The organism is Streptomyces sp. NPDC005774, assembly GCF_042871645.1.
GTDB lineage: Bacteria > Actinomycetota > Actinomycetes > Streptomycetales > Streptomycetaceae > Streptomyces > Streptomyces pratens.
This window is the reverse complement of the sequence record NZ_JBIAIV010000005.1, coordinates 161468-186232: the sequence shown is the minus strand read 5'-3', so window position 1 is coordinate 186232 and position 24765 is coordinate 161468. Positions and strand designations below refer to the sequence as shown.

The following is a 24765-nucleotide window of genomic DNA, read 5'->3' as shown; positions in this document are numbered from 1 at the left end:
CCGCACCCCGCTGATGGCGGGCAACTGGAAGATGAACCTCAACCACCTCGAGGCCATCGCCCACGTCCAGAAGCTCGCCTTCGCCCTGGCCGACACGGACTACGAGGACGTCGAGGCCGCCGTCCTGCCGCCCTTCACCGACCTGCGCTCCGTGCAGACCCTCGTGGACGGCGACAAGCTGAAGATCAAGTACGGCGCCCAGGACATCTCGGCGCACGACGGCGGCGCCTACACCGGCGAGATCTCCGGCCCGATGCTGGCCAAGCTGAAGTGCACGTACGTGGCGGTCGGCCACTCCGAGCGCAGGCAGTACCACGACGAGACCGACGACATCGTGAACGCCAAGGTCAAGTCCGCGTACAAGCACGGCATCACGCCGATCCTGTGCGTCGGCGAGGAGCTGGCCGTCCGCGAGGCCGGCAACCACGTCGCCCACACCCTCGCCCAGGTCGAGGGCGGTCTGAAGGACGTGCCCGCCGAACAGGCCGAGTCCGTCGTGATCGCCTACGAGCCCGTCTGGGCCATCGGCACCGGCAAGGTCTGCGGCGCCGGGGACGCCCAGGAAGTCTGCTCCGCCATCCGCGGCAAGCTCGCCGAGCTGTACTCGCAGGAAGTCGCCGACCAGGTCCGCATCCAGTACGGCGGCTCGGTCAAGTCGGGCAACGTCGCCGAGATCATGGCGCAGGCCGACATCGACGGCGCGCTGGTCGGCGGTGCCTCGCTGGACGCGGACGAGTTCGTCAAGATCATCCGCTTTCGCGACCAGTGAGTAGGCGCTAGCCGCGATCCGTCGTACCCTTGCGGGGTCCAGTCCTGAACTGGGCCCCGCGTCGTCCCATCCGAATCCGAGGAAGTTGGTCCAGCCGTGGTTTTGGGGTTCTCGATCGCCCTGATCGTCTTCAGCCTGTTGCTGATGCTGCTGGTGCTGATGCACAAGGGGAAGGGCGGCGGTCTCTCCGACATGTTCGGTGGTGGCATGCAGTCCTCCGTCGGCGGCTCCTCGGTCGCCGAGCGCAACCTCGACCGGATCACCGTCGTGGTCGGGCTGCTCTGGGCCGTCTGCATCGTCACGCTCGGCGTCATGATGAAGTCGGGCTGACCCGAGCGGAAGACCCTGGCGGACAATCCGCCCGCATCGGGTGCGTATTCCCCACGTAAGGCCCCATGTCCGGTACGCGCAGCACAGTGCGGCCTATCATGGGGCTTGCGTCTGGGTGGGGGAGCGGTAACTCCAATCACTGGACGCGCGTTGGGCCTTACGTAGACTGAGGCGCTCGCAGTGAAGCGGAACGCCGACTCGCTTCGCCGCGCCATCACGCAGGGAGTTACGACCGTGGCAAGTGGCAACGCGATCCGGGGAAGCCGGGTCGGGGCGGGGCCGATGGGCGAGGCCGAGCGCGGTGAGTCAGCGCCGCGGCTGCGCCTCTCCTTCTGGTGCTCCAACGGGCACGAGACCCAGCCGAGCTTCGCGAGCGACGCGCAGGTTCCCGATACGTGGGACTGCCCCCGCTGCGGCTTTCCGGCCGGCCAGGACCGGGACAACCCCCCGGACCCGCCGCGTACGGAGCCGTACAAGACGCACCTCGCCTATGTGCGGGAGCGGCGCAGCGACGCGGACGGTGAGGCGATCCTCGCCGAGGCGCTCGCCAAACTGCGGGGCGAGGTCTGACAGTTCAATTCGGTTCGGTTCGGCCAGGAGTCGACGGCCGGCCGGGTCTGTGCGGCGTGCAGTCGGCCAGGCGGCCTGCGCCGCACCGTGCTGTAGCACCTGAGCCGCGCCCGCGTTGTGTCTGCGTTGTGCCGTGTTCATGTCCGGCTGTTCGCAGCCGGCTCCTTCTTCCCGCCCACGGCCCCGCCCTCAGCCCCGCCTCTCCCGCTTGTCCTGCCCTCAGCCCGGCCCGACGGACGTTCTGCCCGTCGCCCCGCTGAATGCCCGGGGGCCGGTCAGCCGTATCTGTTGTTGCGCCCCACGACGGCGTCACGACAGGTGATGTCCACCTCTGATCAATTAGGTTGGAACCGGCAGCGGGGCGGATACGCAGCACAGGCAGCAAGGAAGAAGGCTGAAGTCCGAGATGAACGCAGACGGCCGTACCAGGCTCGACCAGACTCCCGAGTGGACCGCACTGGCCAAGCACCGCGAGGAGCTCGGGAACCTGCGGTTGCGTGAGGTGTTCGCCGCCCACCCCGACCGGGGGACCGCGTACACGCTCCGGGTCGGTGACCTGTACATCGACTACTCCAAGCACCTCGTCACCGACGACACCCTGCGGCTGCTGCGCGAACTGGCCGCCGCCACCGACGTGTTCGGGCTGCGCGACGCCATGTTCCGCGGTGAGCGGATCAACACCACCGAGGACCGGGCCGTCCTGCACACCGCCCTCAGGGCGCCGCGCGACGCGGTGATCGAGGCCGACGGGGAGAACGTCGTCCCCGGCGTGCACGCCGTTCTCGACAGGATGGCCGCCTTCGCCGACCGCGTGCGTTCCGGCGAGTGGACCGGCCACACCGGCAAGCGCATCCGCACGGTGGTCAACATCGGCATCGGCGGCTCCGACCTCGGCCCCGCGATGGCGTACGAGGCGCTGCGCGCCTTCACCGACCGCGACCTCACGGTCCGCTTCGTCTCCAACGTGGACGGCTCCGACCTGCACGAGGCCACCCGCGACCTGGACCCGGCGGAGACGCTGTTCATCGTCGCGTCCAAGACGTTCACCACCATCGAGACGGTCACCAACGCCACCTCCGCCCGGACCTGGCTGCTCAACGCGCTCGGCGACGAGAGCGCCGTCGCCAAGCACTTCGTCGCCCTGTCGACGAACGCGGAGAAGGTCGCCGGCTTCGGCATCGACACGGCGAACATGTTCGAGTTCTGGGACTGGGTCGGCGGGCGCTACTCGTACGACTCGGCGATCGGCCTGTCGCTGATGATCGCCATCGGGCCGGACCGCTTCCGGGAGATGCTCGACGGGTTCCGCCTCGTCGACGACCACTTCCGCACCGCCCCGGCCGAGTCCAACGTGCCGCTGCTGCTGGGTCTGCTGGGCGTCTGGTACGGCAACTTCCTGGACGCCCAGTCGCACGCGGTCCTGCCGTACTCGCACTACCTGTCGAAGTTCACCGCCTACCTCCAGCAGCTCGACATGGAGTCCAACGGCAAGCACGTCGGCCGGGACGGGCGCGAGGTCCAGTGGCAGACCGGCCCCGTCGTCTGGGGCACGCCGGGCACCAACGGGCAGCACGCCTACTACCAGCTGATCCACCAGGGGACGAAGCTGATCCCGGCGGACTTCATCGGCTTCGCCGAGCCGGTCGCCGAACTGAGCGACGAGCTCAAGGCGCAGCACGACCTGCTGATGGCCAACTTCTTCGCCCAGACGCAGGCCCTGGCCTTCGGCAAGACGCCGGACGAGGTGCGCGGCGAGGGCGTGCCCGAGGCACTGGTGCCGCACAAGACGTTCAAGGGCGACCACCCCACGACCACGATCCTCGCGCGCGAGCTGACGCCGTCCGTCCTCGGCCAGCTCGTCGCCCTCTACGAGCACAAGGTGTTCGTGCAGGGCGCGATCTGGGACATCGACTCCTTCGACCAGTGGGGCGTGGAGCTCGGCAAGGTGCTCGCCAAGCGCGTCGAGCCCGCGCTCACCGAAGGCGCTGACGTGCCCGGCCTGGACGCCTCCAGCCGGGCCCTGGTCGCCACCTACCGGGAGCTGCGCGGCCGGAGCTGAGAGCGGAGCGGGAAGCGGGCGGCGCACTGTCGTCCGCTTCCCGTAGAATCCCCCGTCGATCATGGTGCCAGTCATTGCGGCGAACGTTCGGGGGCGCTCAAGTTGGGACGTACACGCGGGAGTTGGACAGGCGGCAGGCTCAGGCCCACGTCGTTCCTGAAGCCCCATCAGATGGCGCGGGTGCTCTTTCACCCCGCATGGATCCCCGAGTCGCTGGATCCGTCCATCGAACGGCTCAAACGGATCCGGATCATCGCCGGACTGGTCGCCACCCTCGGTGTGTACACCTTCCTCGCCGGCGGATTCGACGTCACGGAGCTGCTGATGAACACGCTGACCGCGGCCGTGGTCCTGCTGTTCATCACCCCGCTGACGGTCGGCGTGATGCTTCTGGTGTGGCGGCGCACCGGCACCGTACGGGAGCTGCGGGTACCGCTGGCCGGCGCGTTCAAGCTGCTGCTGCTCTTCGTCTGCGCCCTCGCCGTCCCGGTGCTGCTGGCCTGGGTGGTGCTCGGGCTCGGGGGAGACGACCTGGTGCTGTTCCTGGCCCTCTGCCTGGTGATTCTGTGGCTGGTCGTCTTCGTCTTCGCCGGGGCGCTGCGGGTCTCCGGGAACTTCTTCGGCACGGGTGCCGTACACCGCTCGCTGCCGGCCCTGCTCGCCGTCGTCACCTGCTGGCTGATGTCCCTGCCGGACCTGATCACCGGTGATCTGAAAGGGCTCGGTCTTGCCCTGGGCATCGTCTTCATCCTGGCCGCCCCGCTGACGGTCACCGGGATCGCGCTGCTGGAACTGCGGCGGCTCAAGCGGCGCTACGGCATCCGGCTGGCGGACCACCCGGCGGCCCAGGGCCCGTTCCCAGGACTCGTTGGGCCGCTTCCGGTACCGGCCCCGGCATCGCACCCGGCTTCTGGCCCGGTCCCCGCCCCGGCCCCCGCGCCCGGTCCGGGGCAGCCGCACATCCCGGTGCAGGGCAACCCCTATGCCTACCCGCAGCCCCCGTACGCCCTGGGCACCCCTGGCAACCCGTACGCCCCGCCCGCGCAGAACCCCTACGTGCGCTGAGCCGCCGAGCTCCTGGGACCGTCGGACCAGAGGTATCGCCACGGCCGGGCGCCCTGTCCTGCCCACCCCGGCACTTCGTCACGCGACCGCGCTCAGCGTGTCCGCGAGGCGGCGCCGGGCCGCGCGGGCGGCCGGGAGGGCGGCGAGGACGGCGGCACCCAGCACCGCGGCGGCACCGAGCAGTACCAGGAGCGCGGGGGAGGGCTTCCGGGCGATTCCGGCGCCGATGCCGCTCGACCGTCCCTGGGCGTCGATCAGCCAGTGCGCCAGCGGCAGCCCCAGCCCCATGGCGACGAGCACGGCGGCCAGTGCCGTGCAGGAGACGGCCGTGACCGTGATCGCGGTGATCTGCCGCGGCGAGAGGCCGATCGCCTTGAGCGCGAGCAGGTCCCGTTCGCCCTCGCGGACCGTGCCGCCGATCATGGTGAGCAGCTCGATCAGCCCGATCAGCGCGAGTACGGCGATCAGCCCGACGACGACCACGCGCAACGGGGGCAGCCCCTCGGCCGGGTTCGTCACGGCATGCACGTCGAGCAGGCCGTCCCCGGCCCCGGCCAGCCGCTCGGCGACGGCCCCGGGGTCGGCGCCGGGAACCAGCCGGAGCTGGTAGAGATCGGGCTCCAGAGCGGGGTCGTTGCCGCGCAGGGTGTCGAGCGAGGTGGAGACGACCCGTCCGGCGTTCTCCGGCTCGATGCTGCGGCCGACGATGTGCAGGACCTGCGGCCGGTCGCCGACGGTCACCCGCACCCAGTCACCGACCCGTACGTGCAGCAGGTCCAGGAACCCCTGCCCGGCCACCGCCTCGTCGGGCCCGTGCGCGGCGCGGCCCTCGGCCAGGGTGAACGGGTAGGGCTCCTGGCGGGTACCGAAGCCGCGCAGCGCGATCGTGGCGGTCTGGCCGGGGACCAGGGCAGCCACCTCCACACCGGGGTGGGCGGCGGCGACCTGCGGATCGCTTTCCAGCAGGGCGCGGGCCTCCCGGTCGCCGAGCGAGGCGTCCGCGCGGACGCTGAGCGCGGCGGGCAGCCCCATCCGCTCCGGGCTGCTCCCGAAACGGTCGATGGTGGTCCACGCGCTCAGCGCCGTCACGATCAGCAGCAGCGGCAGTGCCAGCCTGGCCACCGTGCCCAGGGAGCGCGGGCGGCGGGTGAACGCCTTGTGCCAGCCCAGGACCAGCGCGGGCGGCACCCGGGCGCCGAGCGCCCGTCGTGCCACGCCCGTCAGCCGGCCGGCCTCGGGCGCCGCCGGCCTCGGCACCGGTACCGGCGGCACCCGGCCCGCCCGCCACGCCGCGAGTCCGGTGGTGGCGCCGATGAACAGCACCGCACCCACGGGCACCACGAACAGCGCCACGGTGTGTCCCGGCAGCCCCTGCCACACGCCGACCGCGTCTCCGAGCCGCCCCGGTGCCCCGCTGCCCAGCGCCTCGGTCAGCGCGGCGGCCGCCACCGCGCCCAGCAGGGCGTAGCCGAGATGCTGGAGAAGGAAGACGCGCACGACCTGTCCCGGGGTGAAGCCGATCGCCTTGAGGACGGAGATGTCCCGCAGATGCCCCCGGATCCGGGTGCTGATCGCCCCGTGCACCGCGAACCCGGCGGCGACCAGCGCGCCGAGCCCGAACAGGCCCAGAACCTGGCCGAGCAGCCTGTTGTCGCCCTGCGCCTCGGCCCGCGCCTGCTGCCAGGTGGCGACCTCCCCGATGGCGCCGGCCCCCAGCACGGTCACCGCCCGCTGCACCACGTACCCGGTGTCCTCGGGGTCGGTCAGCCGCAGCCCGGTCACCTGGCCGTCGGGGTCGGTCACGGCCGACGGCAGGGCCCAGACCAGACCGGACTGTTCCCCCGGCCGGTAGCGCGGCTCGGCACTGTCGGCGACGCCCACCACGGTCAGGGTCCGCGCGGTGCCGGGCAGGGTGAGGGTGTCGCCGGGCGTGGTGAGCAGGGCACGGGCGAGGGTGCTCTCCAGAACCACGCCGTCGGGCGTCGCGGGGTCCAGCCAGCGCCCGGAGGTGATCAGCGGGCGGCCGGTCCCGGGCCGGCCGACGGTGCCGCGCAGTTCGGCGGCGGCCCGGCTGCCACGTGCGGCGAGGGTGACGGCGGCCGTGGGGTAGGGGCCGGCGACGGACTCCACGCCGTCCAGGTCCGCCAGCTTCGAGGCGTCGGCCGGGGCGGTGGTGTGCAGCGTGACATGCGCGCCGTGGGCCTGGGCGAAGGTCCGCTGCCAGGGGTTGGTCGCATACCCGAACAGGGCGGTGGCCAGCAGCAGCGACGCGACGATGCCCGCGGTGGCCAGGACCAGGAACAGTGCCTCACCGCGATGCGTGCGCAGATCGGAGTGCGCCCAGCGCAAGCTCGCTCGCACCGGCGTCAGCCCCTTCGCCGGCGCCGGCCGCCCGGACCGTCGTACATCCGCATGCCAGTCCTTCGTCAGTCCCTTGTCGGTGGTCGGTCCGTCGTCGGTCCGTCGTCGGTCCCTTGCCGGTCCCTCGTCGGCCCCGTGTTCCGTGCCGGGAATCAGTTCCCGGCGCCTCTTTGCTCAGCTCCCGGCCGCCTCGCGGTGCAGTCCCCGGTCGGTCCCTGGTTCAGTCCCTGAGCTCCAGCACCCCGGACGTTCCCCGGCCGGGCGACGGTGTCCCGTCCAGTTCCGCGTCGTCGGCGATCCGGCCGTCGAAGAAGCTGATCACCCGGTCCGCGGCGCTCGCCAGCCGGGCGTCGTGCGTGACCAGCACGATCGTCTGCCCGCGCCGGTGGAAGCGGGACAGCAGCCGCATCACCTCGCGGGTGCCCCTGCTGTCCAGGCTGCCGGCGGGTTCATCGGCCAGCAGCAGCGGCGGGTGGTTGACCAGGGCACGGGCCAGCGCGACCCGCTGCTGCTCACCGCCGGACAGCTCGCCCGGCATGCTCCGCTCCTTGCCCGTCAGGCCCAGCTCGGCCAGCAGTTCCTCCCGCCCGGCGCGGGCCTTCCTCGGCGGGGTCCCGGCGAGCAGCGCCGGCAGCTCGACATTGTCGGCGACCGACAGATTCGAGACGAGGTTGAAGAACTGGAAGACGATCCCGATGTGCTTCCTGCGCTCCACCGCCCAGCGGGCCTCGCTGTAGGCGTCGGTGCGCTCGCCGTCCAGCCAGATGCTGCCGGCGTCCGGGCGCTGGAGCCCGCCGAGCAGATGCAGCAGGGTCGACTTACCGGCGCCGGACGGACCGGTGACCGCCACGAACTCGCCACGTGTCACCCGCAGATCGACCCCGCGCACCGCGTGTGCCGGGGCTCCCTCGCCGTGGTGCGTCTTGACCAGGCCTTCGGCGCGCAGCACGGGAGCGGGGCTCTCGCTCACTCCAGCTCCTCCAGCTCTTCCTGGCACCGCTCCAGCCAGTCGAGGTCGGCCTGCAGGTGCAGCATCGCGCCCTCGATCAGCAGATGGGCGACGCGGTTGTCCCGGTCTTCGGCTGCGGCCAGCTTCGACAACTGCCGCATGGTGTTGAGGTACTGGCGCCGCTGGCGGTTGATCAGGGCGATCCGGTCGGCGAGGCCGGTCTGCGGGGCGAGGGCCAGCTTCATGAAGAACTCGTCCCGCACCCGCGGCTCGTCCGCGGTCTCCCCGAACCAGGCGCGCAGCGCCTCCCGCCCGGCGTCGGTGAGGTGGTAGACCTTCTTGTTGGGCCGTCCGGCCTGCTCGACGTCCTCGCCCTCGATCAGCCCCGACTTCTCGAGGCGGCCCAGGGTGACGTAGATCTGGCCGACGTTCGGCTGAGGGTACGCGGAGCCCAGCAGTTGCTCAAGGTCCTGCTTCAGCTCGTAGCCGTGGGCCGGACCGCGGGCGAGCAGGGCCAGCAGGGACTGCCGCACTCGTGCTCTCCTCCCCGCGTCCTTCGTGCCAGGTGCGGCGCGCCCGGTTCCGTCTCCCGCGCGCCTCACGCAATGTGCCGCACGCCCTAGTATCGCCGATACCTAACAGGTATACATGGCCACTGACCCCGGCAAGGATGCCGGGTGCGGGTGCACAGGGAGGAACCTATGCGGTGGATCCATGCCGCCGGTAGGGGCCTTCTCGTCCTCCTCGTGCTCCTGACCGTGGGCGTGGTCTCCGGGGCGCGGGCCGACCGGGCCACTCCCGGCGACGGGCGCGGCCCGCTCACCCTGGCCACCGCAGGGGACCTCACCGGCTATCTCGGCCCCTTGCTCGACGGCTGGAACCGCACCCACCCCGGCGAGGAGGTCACGCTCGTCGAGCTGCCCGACTCGGCCGACGAGACCCGCGCGCAGATGATCACGGACCTGCGCGATCCCGGCCACGGCCGCTTCGACGTCCTCAACATCGACGTCAGCTGGACCTCGGAGTTCGCCGCCGGCGGCTGGATCCGCCCGCTGCCGCGCGACCGCTTCCCGCTGGAGACCTTCCTGCCGGGCGTCGTGGACACCGCGACCTACGACGGCCGGCTGTACGCCGTCCCGTACGTGACCAACGCCGGACTGCTCCTGTACCGCGCGGACGTGCTCGACGCCGAGGGCGTGGCGCCGCCGCGCACCTGGGCGGACCTGGAGCGGGCCGCGAAGACCCTCGCCCCGGAGTACGGACTCGACGGCTACGCCGGCCAGTTCCTGCCCTACGAGGGCCTGACCGTCAACGCGGCCGAGGCCGTCTACTCGGCGGGCGGCACCATCCTGGGCGACGAGGGCGAGCGCGTCACCGTCGACTCCCGGGCGGCCCGCGAGGGCATCGGGTTCCTCGCCCGCGGGGTCCGCGACGGCTGGATCCCCCAGGAGGCGCTGACCTACAAGGAGGAGGAGTCCAAGCAGGCCTTCCAGGACGGCAGGCTGCTCTTCCTGCGCAACTGGCCCTACGCCTACGTCGCCGCGTCCGCCCAGGGCTCCGCGGTCGCCGGGAAGATCGGCGCCGTACCCCTGCCGGGGCCGGACGGGCCGGGCACCAGCGTCCTCGGCGGCTCCAACCTCGCCGTCGCCGCCCACGCGCGGCACCCCGACTCCGCCGCGCGGCTGATCGCGTACCTCACCAGCGAGCCGGTCCAGCGCCAGGTACTCACGCGCGGCGCGCTGCCGCCCGTACGGGCCGCGCTGTACGACGATCCCCAACTGGTCCAGCGGTTCCCGTACCTGCCCACGCTGCGCGAGAGCGTGCTCGCCGCCGCCCCGCGCCCCAAGAGCCCGCGCTACGACCAGGTGAGCCTGGTCGTGCAGGCGGTGGTGCACGACGCGATGACGGGGCGGCAGACGCCCGAGGCTGCGGTGCGACGGCTGGCGCGCGAACTCGCCGCCGTCTCCGCACGCTAGCCGCGCCGTACGGGACCCGCACCCCGCACCCCGCGCCCGCACCCCGCGCTCCGGGACCCGCACCCCGGGGGCCGTGTCCGTCCGGCCCAGGGTTTCTCACCCGGATATCCATCTCCAGTTACCTGTTAGGTAACGCGGACGTCTCAACGGTGACCGGTATGCCCAAATCGATAACGATTCATCCATGGCAACCTCCGGGTAGCTTGCGCCCGTTCATTGACACCTCCACGACACGCCTACCTAACATGCATGCATAACGGCGATGACGCCGTCGGCCCGGGAGCCCCGGGTCTCCGCACGCACAGACAGGTCGACGTGATGAGCACCAAGCACATCGACACCCACCGCTGGTGGCGCGACGCAGTGATCTACCAGGTGTACGTCCGCAGCTTCCTGGACAGCACCGGTGACGGCATCGGCGATCTCGCCGGGGTCAGGGCGGGCCTGCCCTACCTGAAGAAGCTGGGCGTGGACGGGATCTGGCTGAGCCCCTTCTACCCCTCGCCGCAGCACGACCACGGCTACGACGTGGCCGACTACTGCGACGTCGACCCGGTCTTCGGCGACCTCGCCGAGTTCGACCTGCTGGTCGGGGCCGCCCGGCGGCTCGACGTCAAGGTGCTGCTGGACATCGTCCCCAACCACTGCTCCAGCGAGCACCCCTGGTTCCGCGAGGCACTCGCCGCGGCCCCCGGCAGTCCGGAACGCGCCCGCTTCCACTTCGCCGACGGCCGCGGTCCCGACGGCGCCGAGCCGCCCAACAACTGGCACGCCATGTTCGGCGGGCCCGCCTGGACCCGCGTCACCGAACCGGACGGCCGGCCCGGCCAGTGGTACCTGCACATGTTCACGCCCGAACAGCCGGACTGGAACTGGCGCAACCCCGAAGTCGCCGCCGACTTCGACCGCACCCTGCGGTTCTGGCTGGACCGGGGCGCCGACGGCTTCCGCATCGACGTCGCCGCCGGACTCTTCAAGCACCCGGAACTGCCCGACTCCCCGGACCCGGAGGCCGACGCCCGTACCCGCGACTCGGTCAACCCGCTGGCCTGGAACCAGCCCGAGGTGCACGAGGTGTGGCGGCACTGGCGCGCGGTGTGCGAGGAGTACACGCGGCGCGACGGCCGCGAGCGGCTCCTGGTCGGCGAGGTCTCCGTCCCGAGCGCCCGCGAACACGCCGAGTACGTGCGCCCCGACGAGCTGCACCAGGCCTTCTTCTTCGACCTGCTCGGCGCACCCTGGGACGCCGACGCCTTCCGCAAGGTCATCTCCGAGGCCATGCAGGACATCGCCGGCACCGGCTCGACCGTCACCTGGGTCCTCAACAACCACGACCAGGTCCGCACCGTCACCCGCTACGGCGAACCCACCCCCCAGGGCAGCGGCCTCGGCGCCGCCCGCGCCCGCGCCGCCGCGCTGCTGATGCTGGCGCTGCCCGGCGCCGCGTACGTCTACCAGGGCGAGGAACTGGGCCTGCCCGAGGTCGTCGACCTCCCCGACGACGTGCTCACCGACCCGATCTTCCGCCGCACCGGCAGCCGCGCCCGGATCCGCGACGGCTGCCGGGTGCCGCTGCCCTGGTCGGGACAGGCCTCCCCGTTCGGCTTCACCTCCGGCGCCGAGGGGGCCGCCCCCTGGCTGCCGCAGCCCGAGTGGTTCGCCGAACACGCCACCGACCGCGCCCTCGCCGACACCCGCTCCTTCTGGCATCTCTACCGCGACGGCCTGCAACTGCGCTCCACCCTGCCGCAGCTGGGCGAGGGCACGCTGCGCTGGCTGGAGACCCCGCCCGACGTCCTGGCCTTCACCCGCGCCGACGACCTGGTGTGCGCCGTCAACTTCGGCACCGCCCCCGTACCCGCCCCGGTCCCCGGCACCCCGCTGCTCGCCAGCGGCCCGTGCCCGCCCGGAGTCCTGCCCGGCTCCACGGCCGCCTGGTGGATCAGCGGCTCCTGAAGCCGGCTCACTTCACATATCACGAAAGATCCTGAAAGACCCCGGAAGATCCCGAACTCATTTCCGAGCATTTCCTGAAGGGACATCAACGATGATGCGACGACGTACCACCCTGCTCACCGGCTGCACCGCCCTCGTGCTCGCCCTCGGCGCCACCGCCTGCGGCTCGGGCGAGCCCGTCGCGGCCGGCGGCGGCGACAAGGCGCTCGGCGGCCAGAGCGTCTCGGTCGCCGGCGTCTGGTCCGGCAGCGAGCAGAAGAACTTCCAGAAGGTGCTGGACGCCTTCACCGAGAAGACCGGCGCCACGACCCAGTTCGTGTCCACCGGCGACAACGTCTCCACCGTCGTCGGCAGCAAGATCGAGGGCGGCAACGCCCCCGACGTCGTGATGGTCCCCCAGGTCGGCGTGTTGAAGCAGTTCGCCGAGGAGGGCTGGCTCAAGCCGCTGGACAAGAAGGTCCAGGGCACCGTGGAGGCCAACTTCGCCGAGGTGTGGCAGAACTACGGCAGCGTCGACGGCACGCTCTACGGCCTCTACTTCAAGGCCGCCCACAAGTCGACCGTCTGGTACAGCCCCGAGGCCCTGGAACAGGCAGGCGTCACCCCGCCGAAGACCTACGACGCCATGCTGAAGGACGGGCGCACGGTCTCCGACTCCGGCCTCGCCGCCTTCTCGGTCGCCGGACAGGACGGCTGGACGCTGACCGACTGGTTCGAGAACGTCTATCTCTCCCAGGCCGGGCCCGAGAAGTACGACGCCCTCGCCGCGCACGAGATCAAGTGGACCGACCCGACGGTGGTCGAGGCGCTCACCACGCTCGGCGGCCTCTTCAAGGACAAGCAACTCATCGCGGGCGGCCAGAAGGAAGCCCTGAACACCGACTTCCCCGGCTCGGTGGAGAAGGTCTTCGGACCCCAGCCGGACGCCGCCATGGTCTACGAGGGCGACTTCGTGGCCGGCGTCGCCAAGGACCAGTTCGGCAAGGACATCGGCACCGACGCGAACTTCTTCCCGTTCCCGCCGGTCGGCGACGGCGAGGCCCCTGTGGTCAGCGGCGGCGACGCGGCCGTGGTGCTCAAGGACGGCAAGAACGCCGAGGCCGGCATGGCGCTCCTCGAGTACCTCGCCACACCGGAGGCCGCCGCCGTGTGGGCCGAGGCCGGCGGCTTCCTCTCCCCGAACAAGGAACTCGACCTCTCCTCCTACGGCGACGACGTCACCCGCGCCACCGCCGAGTCACTGATCGAGGCCGGCGACTCGGTCCGCTTCGACATGTCGGACCAGGCCCCGGCGGCCTTCGGCGGCACGAAGGGCGCCGGCGAGTGGAAGATCCTCCAGGACTTCCTGCGTGACCCGTCCGACCCGAAGAAGACCGCGGCCGAGCTGGAGAAGGCGGCGGCCAAGGCGTACGGGAACTGACGGCCATGACCGCCACCCTGGTGAAGGAAGCGAGCCCGCCGGCTCCTTCCCACCCCGATCGTGCCCGCCGCCTGCGCCTGCGCAGGCGGGGGCGGATCGTCGCCGTGCTGTTCGTGCTGCCCGCCCTGCTCCTGCTGGGCGCGCTGGTCGTCTACCCGGTGCTGTTCTCCGTCGGCCGCAGCCTCTTCGACGCCTCCGGCACCCGGTTCGTGGGCGGCGGGAACTACACCGAGATGTTCCGCGACCCGACCACCCTCAAGGCCGTCCGGAACACCGCGATCTGGGTCGTGATCGCCCCCACCCTGCTCACCGGACTCGGCCTGATCCTGGCCGTGCTGGTGGAGAAGATCCGCTGGGCCACCGCCTTCAAGCTGCTGCTGTTCATGCCGATGGCGGTGTCCTTCCTGGCGGCCGGCATCATCTTCCGGCTCGCCTACGACGACGACCCGGACAAGGGCGTGCTGAACGCCGCCGCCGTCACGGTCCACGACACCTTCAAGGGCAGTTCCTCCTACCCGACGGCCCGCGCCCGCGAGGCCGGCGGGGGCGGGGGTGCCGGACCGGGCCTGACCAAGGAGGCCGACGGGGCCTACACGACCGGCGCGGACCTCTCGCCGGGCACCGTCACCGCCCTCGGCCTGGTCGGTGTCGCCCCCAAGGACCTGCCCGACGACGCCGCGCCCGCCCACCCGGCGGCCACCCGTCAGGAGGCGGGCGCCGACGAGGTCCGCGGAGTGGTCTACCTCGACTTCACCCCCGGCGGGGGAGGAGAGCCGGGCGTGGTCGACCGGGAGGAGAGCGGACTGCCCGGGGTGACGGTCGAGGCGGTCCGCGACGGACGCACCGTGGCGAGCACGACGACCGCCGCCGACGGCTCGTTCCGCTTCACCGGCCTGGACAGCGGCTCGTACGCGCTCAAGCTGCCCGCCGCCAACTTCGCGCCCCCCTACGACGGCATCTCCTGGCTCGGACCCACCCTGGTCACCCCGGCGATCATCGGGTCCTACCTGTGGATCTGGACCGGGTTCGCGATGGTGCTGATCGGCGCGGGACTCTCGGCCCTGCCGCGGGACGCGCTGGAGGCGGCGCGGATGGACGGCGCGAACGAGTGGCAGATCTTCCGCCGGATCACCGTCCCGCTGCTCGCACCGGTCCTCACCGTCGTCTTCGTGACCCTGGTGATCAACGTGATGAAGGTCTTCGACCTCGTCTACATCATCGCCCCCGGACCCGTGCAGGAGGACGCGACCGTGCTCGCGACCCAGATGTGGCTGGTGTCGTTCGGCGGCGGAAACGACCAGGGGATGGGCAGCGCGCTCGGTGTGCTGCTCCTGCTGCTGGTCGTCCCCGCCATGGTCTTCAACGTCCGCCGCTTCCGAAGGAGTCAGCGTTGACATCTCCCCCAGCTGAAGCAGGGGGATTCAACCCTCACGGGTTGAGCTTTCTGCTTCATCGACAGCAGCCGACCCGAACAAACGGCAGGGGCTGGTGTACCAGCCATCGGTCTTACGCCAGCTCCACAGACCTGACATCGCGCCGGCCCGGCGGTAGACCCGGCCGACTTGGTTCTCGCCGACCGGGCAATTCGGAACCTATCACCCATCTGGAGGCCATGGCTGCCGGACGACGAACCGCCCTGGCGGCGATTCGTCTTTCCCTGCCCTGCTCCGCAGGGCTCCGATTCATCCCCGCCCCGAAGGATGGGGTTTCCTCGGAGGAGATCCGATGAACGCGATCCGGCGCGGCCTGGGCAACGCCGTGGTGCAGGCGTTCCTGGTCGTGATCGGCCTGGTGTGGATGACCCCGCTGGCCGGCCTGTTCCTCTCCTCGCTGCGGTCCGCCGAGGACACGGCCAAGGGCGGCTGGTGGACGGTGCTCGCCGGCCCCGGACAGCTGTCCTTCGACAACTACACGGCCCTGCTGAAGAACTCGGGGATGACGCAGGCGTTCTGGAACACCGTGCTGATCTCGGTGCCGACCACGGCCCTGGTCGTGATCGTCGCGGCGCTCGCCGGATACGCCTTCGCCTGGCTGGACTTCCCCGGCCGTGACGCGATCTTCCTGCTCGTGGTGGCGCTGTTGGTGGTCCCCGTACAGATCGGGCTGCTGCCGGTCGCCAAACTCTTCGGCCAGCTGGGGCTGTTCGGCACCATCCCCGGTGTCGTGCTGTTCCACGTGGCGTACGGGCTGCCGTTCGCGGTGTTCCTGCTGCGGAACTACTTCGCCGAGATACCCAAGGAGATGCTGGAGGCCGCCCGGATGGACGGCGGCAGCGAGTGGCGCATCTTCACCCGGCTGATCCTGCCCGTCGGGCGGCCGGCGATCGCCAGCCTCGCCATCTTCCAGTTCCTGTGGGTCTGGAACGACATGCTGGTCGCCCTCCTCTTCGCCGACAGCTCCTCGCAGCCGCTGACGGTGGAACTCCAGTCGCAGATCCGCCAGTTCGGCAGCAACATCGACGTACTCGCACCGGGCGCTTTCCTGTCCCTGGTGGTGCCGGTCGCCGTGTTCTTCGCCTTCCAGCGGCACTTCGTGCAGGGGGTGATGGCGGGTTCGGTGAAGTGACGTACACCGGCCCGCCCGGACACCGTTCCGCACGACACGCACGGACCCCCGCTTCCTGACGAAGCGGGGGTCCGTGCGTGTCGTGCGCTGCGCGCGTTACGCCAAAGCCGGCGGATACAGCGCCCGCGGCAGCTGCGAGGCCGCCGCCGCGTCCAGCAGCCACAGGGTGCGGGCCCTGCCGTACGCGCCCGCGGCCGGGGCCTGGACCTCGCCCGCACCCGACAGGGCGATCGCCGCGGCCTCGGCCTTGTCCTCACCGGCCGCCAGCAGCCACACCTCCCGGGCCGCACGGATCGCCGGCAGGGTGAGCGTCACCCTGGTCGGCGGCGGCTTGGGCGCGCCGTGGACGCCGACCACCGTGAGCTCCGTCTCCCGGACCGCGGGCAGCTCCGGGAAGAGGGACGCCACATGCGTGTCCGGGCCGACGCCCAGCATCAGCACGTCGAACTCCGGCACGCCACCACGGTCGGTCGGGCCCGCCGCACGGGCCAGTTCCTCGGCGTACGCGGCCGCCGCCGCGTCCACGTCGGTGCCGTGCGGGCCGTCGGAGGCGGGCATGGCGTGCACGCGCTCCGGGTCCAGCGGCACCGCGTCGAGCAGCGCCGCGCGGGCCTGGGTGACATTGCGCTCCGGGTCGCCGTCCGGCAGGAACCGCTCGTCGCCCCACCACAGGTCGATCCGGCCCCAGTCGACCGCGTCCCGGGCGGGCGCCGCCGCGAGCGCGGCCAGCAGGCCGTTGCCGTTGCGGCCGCCGGTCAGGACCACGGACGCCGAACCCCGCGAGGCCTGCGCGTCCACGACCCGGGTGATCAGCCGGGCCGCAGCGGCCTGGGCCATCAGCTCCTTGTCCCGGTGCACGACGAGCTGCGGTGCCGTACTCACTTCGCCACCACCCTGTTCACCGGTCCCTGCGCCGTCGCCGCGCCCCGGGAACCTTCCGCAGCCGCTTCGACGGGAGCGGGACCCCCGGCTCCTTTGGCCGGCGACTCACCCGCCGACCGCTTCCCGGAGTCACCCGACAGCTCGGACTCCCGCGCCGGCTCCTTCGGAGTCCCCGACGCCTCGTCCAGCGCCCGCGACACCTCGTCGAGCGCGCTCGACGCCTCGGTCAGCCCGCGCGACACCGCCGCAAGCCGCTCGCCCGACGGCGCCTTCGACGCCCCCGGATCCGCCGCCGACCTGTGCGCCGAGCTTCTCAGCCGCTCGACCCCGTACCGCAACGCCGACGCGTAGGTGTCGTCCGGGTCCAGCCGGCGCAGCTCCTCCGCGATCAGCTCCGAGGTGTCCCGGCGCTTGAGCGCCACCGCACGCTTGGGCTGGCCCTGGATCGACAGCGTCGCCAGCGAACCGTCGGCCCGGTCCAGCACGATCGGGCCGCAGTCCGTTGTCAGACGGACCGCCGTGAGCCCGGGACCGGAGGACAGTGAACGCTTCACCGGGACGTCCAGCCGGTCCGCGAGCCACATGGCCAGCAGCTCACAGCTCGGGTTGGACTCCTCGCCCTCCACCTCGACGGCCTGCACCTCGCAGGTCACCTGGTCCAGGGCCGCCGCCAGCATCGAACGCCAGGGTGTGATCCGGGTCCAGGACAGGTCGGTGTCGCCCGGGGTGTAGGAGTCGGCACGGGCCGTGAGTTCCCGTACCGGCTGTTCGCCGGCGTAGGTGTCGGTCACCCGGCGCTGGGCCAGCGCGCCCAGCGGATCGCCCGCCGGGTCCAGCGGGGCGTTGACCGGCCACCAGACCACCACCGGGGCGTCCGGCAGCAGCAGCGGCAGCACCACCGACTGGGCGTGGTCGGCGACCTCGCCGTACAGCCGCAGCACCACCGTCTCGCCGGTGCCCGCGTCCGCGCCGACCAGCACCTCCGCGTCCAGCCGGGACTTCGTACGGTCCCGGTGCGAACGGGAGACGCGCTTGATGACGACCAGGATGCGCGAGGGATGCTCGCGCGAGGCGTCGCCGGCGGACCTCAGTGCGTCGTAGGCGTTCTCCTCGTCGGTCACGATGACGAGGGTGAGCACCATGCCGACCGCCGGGGTGCCGATGGCCCGGCGGGCCTTCACCAGCGACTTGTTGATCTTGCTGGCCGTGGTGTCCGTGAGGGCTGTCTTCATGGCCGGCGCCAGCTCCGTCCGTCTCGCTCGAGCATGTGGTCCGCCTCGACGGGCCCCCAGGTACCGGCCGGATACTGGGCCGGCCTGCCGTGGTTGTCCCAGTACTCCTCGATCGGGTCGAGGATCTTCCAGGACAGCTCGACCTCCTCGGTGCGGGGGAAGAGGTTGGAGTCGCCGAGCAGGACGTCGAGGATGAGCCGTTCGTACGCCTCCGGGCTGGACTCCGTGAACGACTCGCCGTAGGCGAAGTCCATCGACACGTCCCGGATTTCCATCGAGGTGCCCGGCACCTTGGAGCCGAACCGCACCGTGACACCCTCGTCCGGCTGGACGCGGATCACGATGGCGTTCTGCCCGAGCTCCTCGGTGGCCGTGGAGTCGAAGGGGGAGTGCGGTGCCCGCTGGAACACCACCGCGATCTCCGTGACCCGGCGGCCCAGCCGCTTGCCGGTGCGCAGGTAGAAGGGGACGCCCGCCCAGCGGCGGTTGTCCACGCCCAGCTTGATCGCGGCGTACGTGTCGGTGTTCGAGGAGGCGTTGATGCCGTCCTCCTCGAGATACCCGACCGCCTTCGCGCCGCCCTGCCAGCCGGCCGCGTACTGCCCGCGCACGGTGTCCCGGCCCAGGTCCTTCGGCAGCCGCACGGCACCGAGCACCTTGGTCTTCTCCGCGGCCAGCGCGTCCGCGTCGAAGGAGGCCGGTTCCTCCATGGCGGTGAGCGCCATGAGCTGGAGCAGGTGGTTCTGGATGACGTCGCGGGCGGCGCCGATGCCGTCGTAGTAGCCGGCCCGGCCGCCGATGCCGATGTCCTCGGCCATGGTGATCTGCACGTGGTCGACGAAGGACCGGTTCCAGATCGGCTCGAACATCGTGTTCGCGAAACGCAGCGCCAGGATGTTCTGGACGGTCTCCTTGCCCAGGTAGTGGTCGATGCGGAAGACCTGGTCCGGGGCGAACACCTCGTGGACGATCGCGTTGAGCTCCTCGGCCGACTTCAGGTCGTGGCCGAACGGCTTCTCGATCACCGCGCGCCGCCAGGAACCGCTGCTCTGGTCGGCCAGCCCGTGCTTCTTCAGCTGCTGGATGACCACCGGGAAGGAACGCGGCGGCACCGACAGGTAGAACGCGAAGTTGCCGCCCGTGCCCTGAGCCTTGTCCAGCTCCTCGATCGTGCCGCGCAGCCGCTCGAAGGAGTCGTCGTCGTCGAAGGTGCCCTGGACGAACCGCATGCCCTGGATGAGCTGCTGCCAGACCTCCTCGCGGAAGGGGGTGCGGGCATGTTCCTTGACCGCGTCGTGGACCTCCTGCGCGAAGTCCTCGTTCGCCCACTCGCGGCGGGCGAAACCGACCAGCGAGAAGCCCGGCGGCAGCAGACCCCGGTTGGCGAGGTCGTACACCGCCGGCATCAGCTTCTTGCGCGACAGATCGCCCGTGACCCCGAAGATGACCAGGCCCGACGGCCCCGCGATACGCGGGAGCCGCCGGTCTGCCGGGTCACGCAGCGGATTGCTGCTCGACAAGATGTCAGCCCTCCGAAGGGGCGAGGCGCGCGAGCTCCGCCTCGGTCGACTTCAGCAGGTCGTTCCAGGCCGCCTCGAACTTCTGGACGCCCTCGTCCTCCAGCAGCTGCACGACGTCGTCGTACGCGATGCCGAGCTTCTCCACCGCGTCGAGGTCGGCGCGGGCCTGCTCGTAGGTGCCGGCGACGGTGTTGCCGGTGATCTCGCCCGACTCCTCGGTGGCCACCAGGGTCGCCTCCGGCATGGTGTTCACCGTGTTCGGCGCCACCAGGTCGTCGACGTACAGCGTGGCCTTGTACGCCTTGTCCTTCACACCGGTGGAGGCCCACAGCGGACGCTGCTTGTTGGCGCCCTCGCGCTCCAGCGCGCTCCAGCGGTCGGTGGCGAAGACCTCCTCGTACGCCTGGTAGGCCAGGCGCGCGTTGGCGAGGGCGGCCTTGCCGCGCAGCGCCTTGGCGGCGTCGGTGCCGAGCGCGTCGATCCGCTTGTCGATCTCGGTGTCCACACGGGAGACGAAGAACGACGCCACGGAGTGGATCTTCGACAGGTCCAGGCCGCGCTCCCTGGCCTTCTCCAGACCGGTCAGGAACGCGTCCATGACCTTGCGGTAGCGCTCCAGGGAGAAGATCAGCGTGACGTTGACGCTGATGCCCAGGCCGATCGTCTCGGCGATCGCCGGGATGCCGGCCTCGGTCGCCGGGATCTTGATCAGGGTGTTGGGCCGGTCCACCAGCCAGGCCAGCTGCTTGGCCTCGGCGACGGTGGAGCGCGTGTGGTGCGCCAGACGCGGGTCGACCTCGATGGAGACCCGGCCGTCCTGGCCGCCGGTGGCGTCGAAGACCGGGCGCAGGATGTCGGCGGCGTCACGGACGTCCGCCGTGGTGATCATCCGGATGGCCTCTTCGACCGTGACGCCGCGGGCGGCGAGGTCGGTGAGCTGCTCCTCGTAGCCGTCGCCCTCGGAGATCGCCTTCTGGAAGATCGACGGGTTGGTGGTGACGCCCACGACGTGCTGCTGGTCGATCAGCTCGGCGAGGTTGCCGGACGTGATCCGCTTGCGCGACAGGTCGTCCAGCCAGATCGCGACGCCTTCGTCGGAAAGGCGCTTGAGTGCGTCTGTCATGGAAATTCCATCTCCTACGTTTGGTATGTGAGCGTCAGCCCTGGGTTGCGGCGGTACCGGTGCTCGCGTCGAGCGCCTCGCGGGCGACGGACGCCACGTTCTCGGCGGTGAAGCCGTACTCCTCGAACAGCACCTTGCCGTCGGCGGAGGCACCGAAGTGCTCCAGGGACACGATGCGGCCGGCGTCCCCCACGTACTTGTGCCAGGTGAGGCCGATACCCGCCTCGACGGCGACGCGGGCCTTCACGGCCGGCGGCAGAACGCTGTCCCGGTACCCCTGGTCCTGCTCCTCGAACCACTCCACCGACGGCATGGACACCACACGGGTGGGCACACCGGCGGCCTGCAGCTCCTCGCGGGCCCCGACGGCGACGTGCACCTCGGAACCGGTGGCGATCAGGACGACCTGCGGAGCGCCGCCGTCGGCCTCGAACAGCACGTACCCACCGCGCGCGGCGTCCTCGTTCGGCTCGTAGACCGGCACGCCCTGGCGGGTGAGGGCCAGACCGTGCGGGGCGCCCTTGCCGAACTCCTTGGTCCAGCGCTTGAGGATCTCGCGCCAGGCGATCGCGGTCTCGTTGGCGTCCGCGGGGCGGACGACGTTCAGACCGGGGATGGCGCGCAGCGAGGCCAGGTGCTCCACGGGCTGGTGGGTCGGGCCGTCCTCGCCCAGACCGATGGAGTCGTGCGTCCACACGTACGTCACCGGCAGGTGCATCAGGGCGGACAGCCGCACCGCGTTGCGCATGTAGTCGGAGAACACCAGGAAGGTGCCGCCGTAGATGCGGGTGTTGCCGTGCAGCGCGATGCCGTTCATCTGCGCGGCCATGGAGTGCTCGCGGATGCCGAAGTGGATCGTGCGGCCGTACGGGTCCGCCTCGGGCAGCGGGTTGTCCGCCGGGAGGAACGACGACGTCTTGTCGATCGTCGTGTTGTTGGAGCCCGCCAGGTCGGCCGAGCCGCCCCACAGTTCCGGGACGATCGCGCCGAGCGCCTGGAGCACCTTGCCGGACGCGGCACGCGTGGCGAGCGACTTGCCCGGCTCGAAGATGGGAAGCGTCTCCTCCCAGCCCTTGGGCAGCTCCCCGGCCGCGACCCGGTCGAACTCGGCCGCGCGCTCCGGATTGGCGCTGCGCCACTCCTGGAACGACTTCTCCCACTCGGCCCGCGCCCGCCTGCCGCGCTCCAGCGCCCCACGGGTGTGGCCGAGGACCTCGTCGGTCACCTCGAAGGTCTGCTCCGGGTCGAAGCCCAGCACCCGCTTGGTGGCGGCCACCTCCTCGTCGCCGAGCGCCGAGCCGTGGGAGGCCTCGGTGTTCTGCGCGTTCGGGGCCGGCCAGGCGATGATCGAGCGCATCGCGATGAACGACGGCCGGTCGGTGACCTTCTTCGCCTCCTGGACCGCGTCGAAGATCGCGTTCGGGTCCAGGTCGCCGTCCGGCTTGGGGGCCACCCGCTGCACATGCCAGCCGTAGGCCTCGTACCGCTTGACGACGTCCTCGGAGACGGCCGTCTCGGTGTCGCCCTCGATCGAGATGTGGTTGTCGTCCCACAGCAGGACCAGGTTGCCGAGCTTCTGGTGGCCGGCCATCGAGGACGTCTCGGCGGAGATGCCCTCCTGCAGGCAGCCGTCACCGGCGATGCAGTAGACGAAGTGGTCGAACGGGGACTCGCCCGGGGCGGCCTCCGGGTCGAACAGACCGCGCTCGTAGCGGGCGGCCATCGCCATGCCGACCGCGTTGGCGACGCCCTGGCCCAGCGGCCCGGTCGTCGTCTCCACGCCCGTGGTGTGCCCGTACTCCGGGTGGCCCGGCGTCTTCGAACCCCAGGTGCGGAACGCCTTCAGATCGTCCAGCTCCAGACCGAAGCCGGCCAGGTACAGCTGGGTGTAGAGAGTCAGGGACGAATGGCCCGCGGACAGGACGAAACGGTCCCGCCCGGTCCAGTCGGCGTCCGAGGGGTCGTGCCGCATCACCTTCTGGAAGAGGGTGTACGCGGCGGGCGCCAGGCTCATCGCCGTACCGGGATGGCCGTTGCCGACCTTCTGTACGGCATCGGCGGCCAGGACGCGGGCGGTGTCCACGGCCCGCTGGTCCAGATCGGTCCACTCGAGGTCTGTGGTGGTCGGCTTGGTGCTCACCCTGAGTCAGGGCTCCTCTCCACATGTTTTCGGATGCCGGACGAGTACATACCGGCGAGGTCGAGCCTACCCCCGCGGGACGTGCTTCCCCCGAGTCCTCCCGGACTGTGGGACTCCCGGCAATCCGCCTTCTGACTGGGAAGTATTCGCGTTCGGCAGATGAATACGGAGCCGCTCATACGGATGCTCAATCGAGCCCGGATCCGTCCCATGAGCGATCATGTTCAACACGACCCGACCCCCGCGAATGTCCGGGTCTGGGCAACGTCTAAGGTGGCGTGGTACGCGCGAACCTTTACCGTCACTTCATACGGGAAGGCTCGCTGGGATGTCTCTGTCAGGGGTGCGAGTGACGGCCGTTGAATCCCGTCCTGCGGGGGTTACCGGGACGAGCCAGAGCCCGAGTCACCGGCCGATCGGGGCCCGTGTCAAGGCGTTCGTGGCGCTGACCAAGCCGCGGATCATCGAGTTGCTGCTCATCACCACCGTTCCGGTGATGTTCCTGGCGCAGCAGGGGGTGCCCGACCTGCAACTGGTGCTGCTGACCTGCCTCGGCGGCTACCTGTCGGCGGGCGGTGCCAACGCGCTCAACATGTACCTCGACCGCGACATCGACGCCCTGATGGACCGCACCTCGCAGCGCCCCCTGGTCACCGGCATGGTCAGCCCGCGCGAGTGCCTGGCCTTCGGCATCGGCCTGGCGGTCGTCTCGACCCTGCTGTTCGGCCTCGCCGTCAACTGGCTGTCCGCCTGGCTCTCCCTCGGCGCGCTCCTCTTCTACGTCGTCGTCTACACGATGATCCTCAAACGGCGTACGTCGCAGAACATCGTGTGGGGCGGCATCGCCGGCTGCATGCCGGTGCTGATCGGCTGGTCCGCGGTCACCGACTCGATGTCCTGGGCGCCGGTCGTCCTCTTCCTCGTCATCTTCTTCTGGACGCCGCCGCACTACTGGCCGCTGTCCATGAAGGTGAAGGAGGACTACGCGCGCGTGGGCGTGCCGATGCTCCCGGTGATCGCCTCCAACAAGGTCGTCGCCCAGCAGATCGTGCTCTACAGCTGGGTCATGGTCGCGGTGTCGCTGCTGCTCACCCCGCTCGGCTACACCGGCTGGTTCTACACCGCGGTCGCGCTGGCCGCGGGCGGCTGGTGGCTCTGGGAGGCGCACGCGCTGCTCAACCGGGCCAAGTCCGAGGTGGCCGGCGGCAAGCTCAAGGAGATGCGCCTGTTCCACTGGTCCATCACCTATGTGTCGCTGCTCTTCGTGGCCGTCGCGGTGGACCCCTTCCTGCGGTAGGCCCTTCGGATGCGTTCCCCGGGTGGGGTCCGTGGCCAAGGCCACGGACCCCACCCGTCGCCGTTCGATCTACCCGTCGGTAGCATTCTGGTCATGGCAGACACGCAGCAGTCGGACCCGAAGGCCGAGCAGACCTCCGAGCAGCGGGCCGAACAGAAGACCGAGCGCAAGGCCGACCGGAAGGCGGCCAAGCTCGCCAAGCGGATCAACGGCTTCGCCGCGGCCCACGGCGGAGCCGAAGGCCAGATCGCCTACCTCGGACAGCGCGGCGCCCGGATCGTGCTCGTCGGCGAGGACGGCGACTGGGGCGACCTGGTCGCCCACTCCTACCCCATCGCCCAGAAGGCGGCCGAGCGGGCGGGCCTCACCCTCCACGACGACTTCGACGGCGAGTTCGCGGCCAAGGTCAGGACCGGCCCGTACGAATGGACCCGTATGGCGGGTCTCCAGATCGGCGGCCCGGCCAACGGCTGAACCACGCCCTGGGGCGGCGTCGGCCCGGCAGGGGACGCCGGGCCGAGCCACGGCAACCCCGCGGCCGGGCAACACCT

20 protein-coding genes are annotated in these 24765 nt (G+C 70.9%); 12 read left to right on the top strand and 8 right to left on the bottom strand.

Translation table 11 applies throughout. The features are described 5' to 3' along the window. Positions 1-13 precede the first annotated feature (13 nt). The 5 genes from tpiA to ACFYQA_RS07390 all read left to right on the top strand — a co-directional run bounded on the left by tpiA (position 14) and on the right by ACFYQA_RS07390 (position 4793). Complete coding sequence (gene tpiA / locus ACFYQA_RS07410; protein ID WP_388913029.1) at positions 14-769, top strand: triose-phosphate isomerase; 756 nt, start codon at positions 14-16, stop codon at positions 767-769. 96 nt (positions 770-865) lie between these two features. Continuing rightward, a complete protein-coding gene (gene secG / locus ACFYQA_RS07405) occupies positions 866-1099 on the top strand; it encodes a preprotein translocase subunit SecG (RefSeq protein WP_386398519.1) in 234 nt (77 codons plus the stop codon). A gap of 234 nt (positions 1100-1333) precedes the next feature. Continuing rightward, positions 1334-1669 carry an RNA polymerase-binding protein RbpA gene (locus ACFYQA_RS07400; protein WP_332426609.1) on the top strand — a complete coding sequence of 112 codons (336 nt, stop codon included), beginning with the start codon at positions 1334-1336 and terminating at the stop codon, positions 1667-1669. Positions 1670-2075: 406 nt separating this feature from the next. Beyond that, entirely contained in the window at positions 2076-3728 is a 1653-nt protein-coding gene (pgi, locus tag ACFYQA_RS07395) for a glucose-6-phosphate isomerase (protein ID WP_388912830.1), read from the top strand. Between the two features lie 171 nt (positions 3729-3899). Next, positions 3900-4793, top strand: coding sequence for a hypothetical protein (locus tag ACFYQA_RS07390; RefSeq protein WP_388912827.1), 894 nt, complete (start codon positions 3900-3902; stop codon positions 4791-4793). Positions 4794-4871: 78 nt separating this feature from the next. On the opposite strand, the gene ACFYQA_RS07385 is transcribed toward ACFYQA_RS07390, so the two are convergent. The 3 genes from ACFYQA_RS07385 to ACFYQA_RS07375 all read right to left on the bottom strand — a co-directional run bounded on the left by ACFYQA_RS07385 (position 4872) and on the right by ACFYQA_RS07375 (position 8636). After that, positions 4872-7154 carry an FtsX-like permease family protein gene (locus ACFYQA_RS07385; RefSeq protein ID WP_388912824.1) on the bottom strand — a complete coding sequence of 761 codons (2283 nt, stop codon included), beginning with the start codon at positions 7152-7154 and terminating at the stop codon, positions 4872-4874. 220 nt (positions 7155-7374) lie between these two features. After that, a complete protein-coding gene (locus ACFYQA_RS07380) occupies positions 7375-8124 on the bottom strand; it encodes an ABC transporter ATP-binding protein (RefSeq protein WP_386398508.1) in 750 nt (249 codons plus the stop codon). Continuing rightward, entirely contained in the window at positions 8121-8636 is a 516-nt protein-coding gene (locus tag ACFYQA_RS07375) for a PadR family transcriptional regulator (RefSeq protein ID WP_388912820.1), read from the bottom strand. The genes ACFYQA_RS07380 and ACFYQA_RS07375 overlap by 4 nt, the downstream gene beginning before the upstream one ends. 168 nt (positions 8637-8804) lie before the next feature. Between ACFYQA_RS07375 and ACFYQA_RS07370 the strand changes: the two genes are divergently transcribed. The 5 genes from ACFYQA_RS07370 to ACFYQA_RS07350 all read left to right on the top strand — a co-directional run bounded on the left by ACFYQA_RS07370 (position 8805) and on the right by ACFYQA_RS07350 (position 16020). Next, on the top strand, positions 8805-10079 hold the full coding sequence (locus ACFYQA_RS07370) for an ABC transporter substrate-binding protein (protein WP_388912817.1): 1275 nt from the start codon (positions 8805-8807) through the stop codon (positions 10077-10079). Positions 10080-10397: 318 nt separating this feature from the next. After that, positions 10398-12035 (top strand): glycoside hydrolase family 13 protein, encoded by a 1638-nt coding sequence (locus ACFYQA_RS07365; protein ID WP_388912808.1) that lies wholly within the window; start codon positions 10398-10400, stop codon positions 12033-12035. Between the two features lie 91 nt (positions 12036-12126). Then, positions 12127-13455, top strand: coding sequence for an ABC transporter substrate-binding protein (locus ACFYQA_RS07360; protein WP_388912805.1), 1329 nt, complete (start codon positions 12127-12129; stop codon positions 13453-13455). A 5-nt stretch (positions 13456-13460) separates the two neighbouring features. Further along, positions 13461-14849, top strand: a complete 1389-nt coding sequence (locus ACFYQA_RS07355; protein WP_388912802.1) for an ABC transporter permease subunit — start codon at positions 13461-13463, stop codon at positions 14847-14849. A gap of 331 nt (positions 14850-15180) precedes the next feature. Further along, entirely contained in the window at positions 15181-16020 is an 840-nt protein-coding gene (locus ACFYQA_RS07350) for a carbohydrate ABC transporter permease (protein WP_388912799.1), read from the top strand. A gap of 96 nt (positions 16021-16116) precedes the next feature. Here the strand turns inward: ACFYQA_RS07350 and pgl are convergent, their stop codons facing one another. Genes pgl through tkt form a run of 5 tightly spaced genes read right to left on the bottom strand, consistent with a single transcriptional unit; the run spans position 16117 to position 22917 of the window. Beyond that, positions 16117-16902, bottom strand: a complete 786-nt coding sequence (gene pgl, locus ACFYQA_RS07345) for a 6-phosphogluconolactonase (protein WP_388912796.1) — start codon at positions 16900-16902, stop codon at positions 16117-16119. Then, positions 16899-18134 (bottom strand): glucose-6-phosphate dehydrogenase assembly protein OpcA, encoded by a 1236-nt coding sequence (opcA, locus tag ACFYQA_RS07340; protein ID WP_388912793.1) that lies wholly within the window; start codon positions 18132-18134, stop codon positions 16899-16901. The genes pgl and opcA overlap by 4 nt, the downstream gene beginning before the upstream one ends. After that, the gene (gene zwf, locus ACFYQA_RS07335) at positions 18131-19654 is read right to left on the bottom strand and encodes a glucose-6-phosphate dehydrogenase (protein ID WP_388912790.1); all 1524 of its coding nucleotides are present in this window, start codon (positions 19652-19654) and stop codon (positions 18131-18133) included. The genes opcA and zwf overlap by 4 nt, the downstream gene beginning before the upstream one ends. A gap of 4 nt (positions 19655-19658) precedes the next feature. Further along, positions 19659-20777, bottom strand: a complete 1119-nt coding sequence (gene tal / locus ACFYQA_RS07330) for a transaldolase (protein ID WP_388912787.1) — start codon at positions 20775-20777, stop codon at positions 19659-19661. Between the two features lie 34 nt (positions 20778-20811). Beyond that, on the bottom strand, positions 20812-22917 hold the full coding sequence (gene tkt / locus ACFYQA_RS07325) for a transketolase (RefSeq protein ID WP_388912784.1): 2106 nt from the start codon (positions 22915-22917) through the stop codon (positions 20812-20814). 328 nt (positions 22918-23245) lie between these two features. Between tkt and ACFYQA_RS07320 the strand changes: the two genes are divergently transcribed. Together ACFYQA_RS07320 and ACFYQA_RS07315 are read left to right on the top strand one after the other, a co-directional pair. Then, complete coding sequence (locus tag ACFYQA_RS07320; RefSeq protein WP_388912781.1) at positions 23246-24214, top strand: heme o synthase; 969 nt, start codon at positions 23246-23248, stop codon at positions 24212-24214. 93 nt (positions 24215-24307) lie between these two features. Continuing rightward, positions 24308-24688, top strand: coding sequence for a hypothetical protein (locus ACFYQA_RS07315; protein WP_388912778.1), 381 nt, complete (start codon positions 24308-24310; stop codon positions 24686-24688). Positions 24689-24765: the final 77 nt, after the last annotated feature.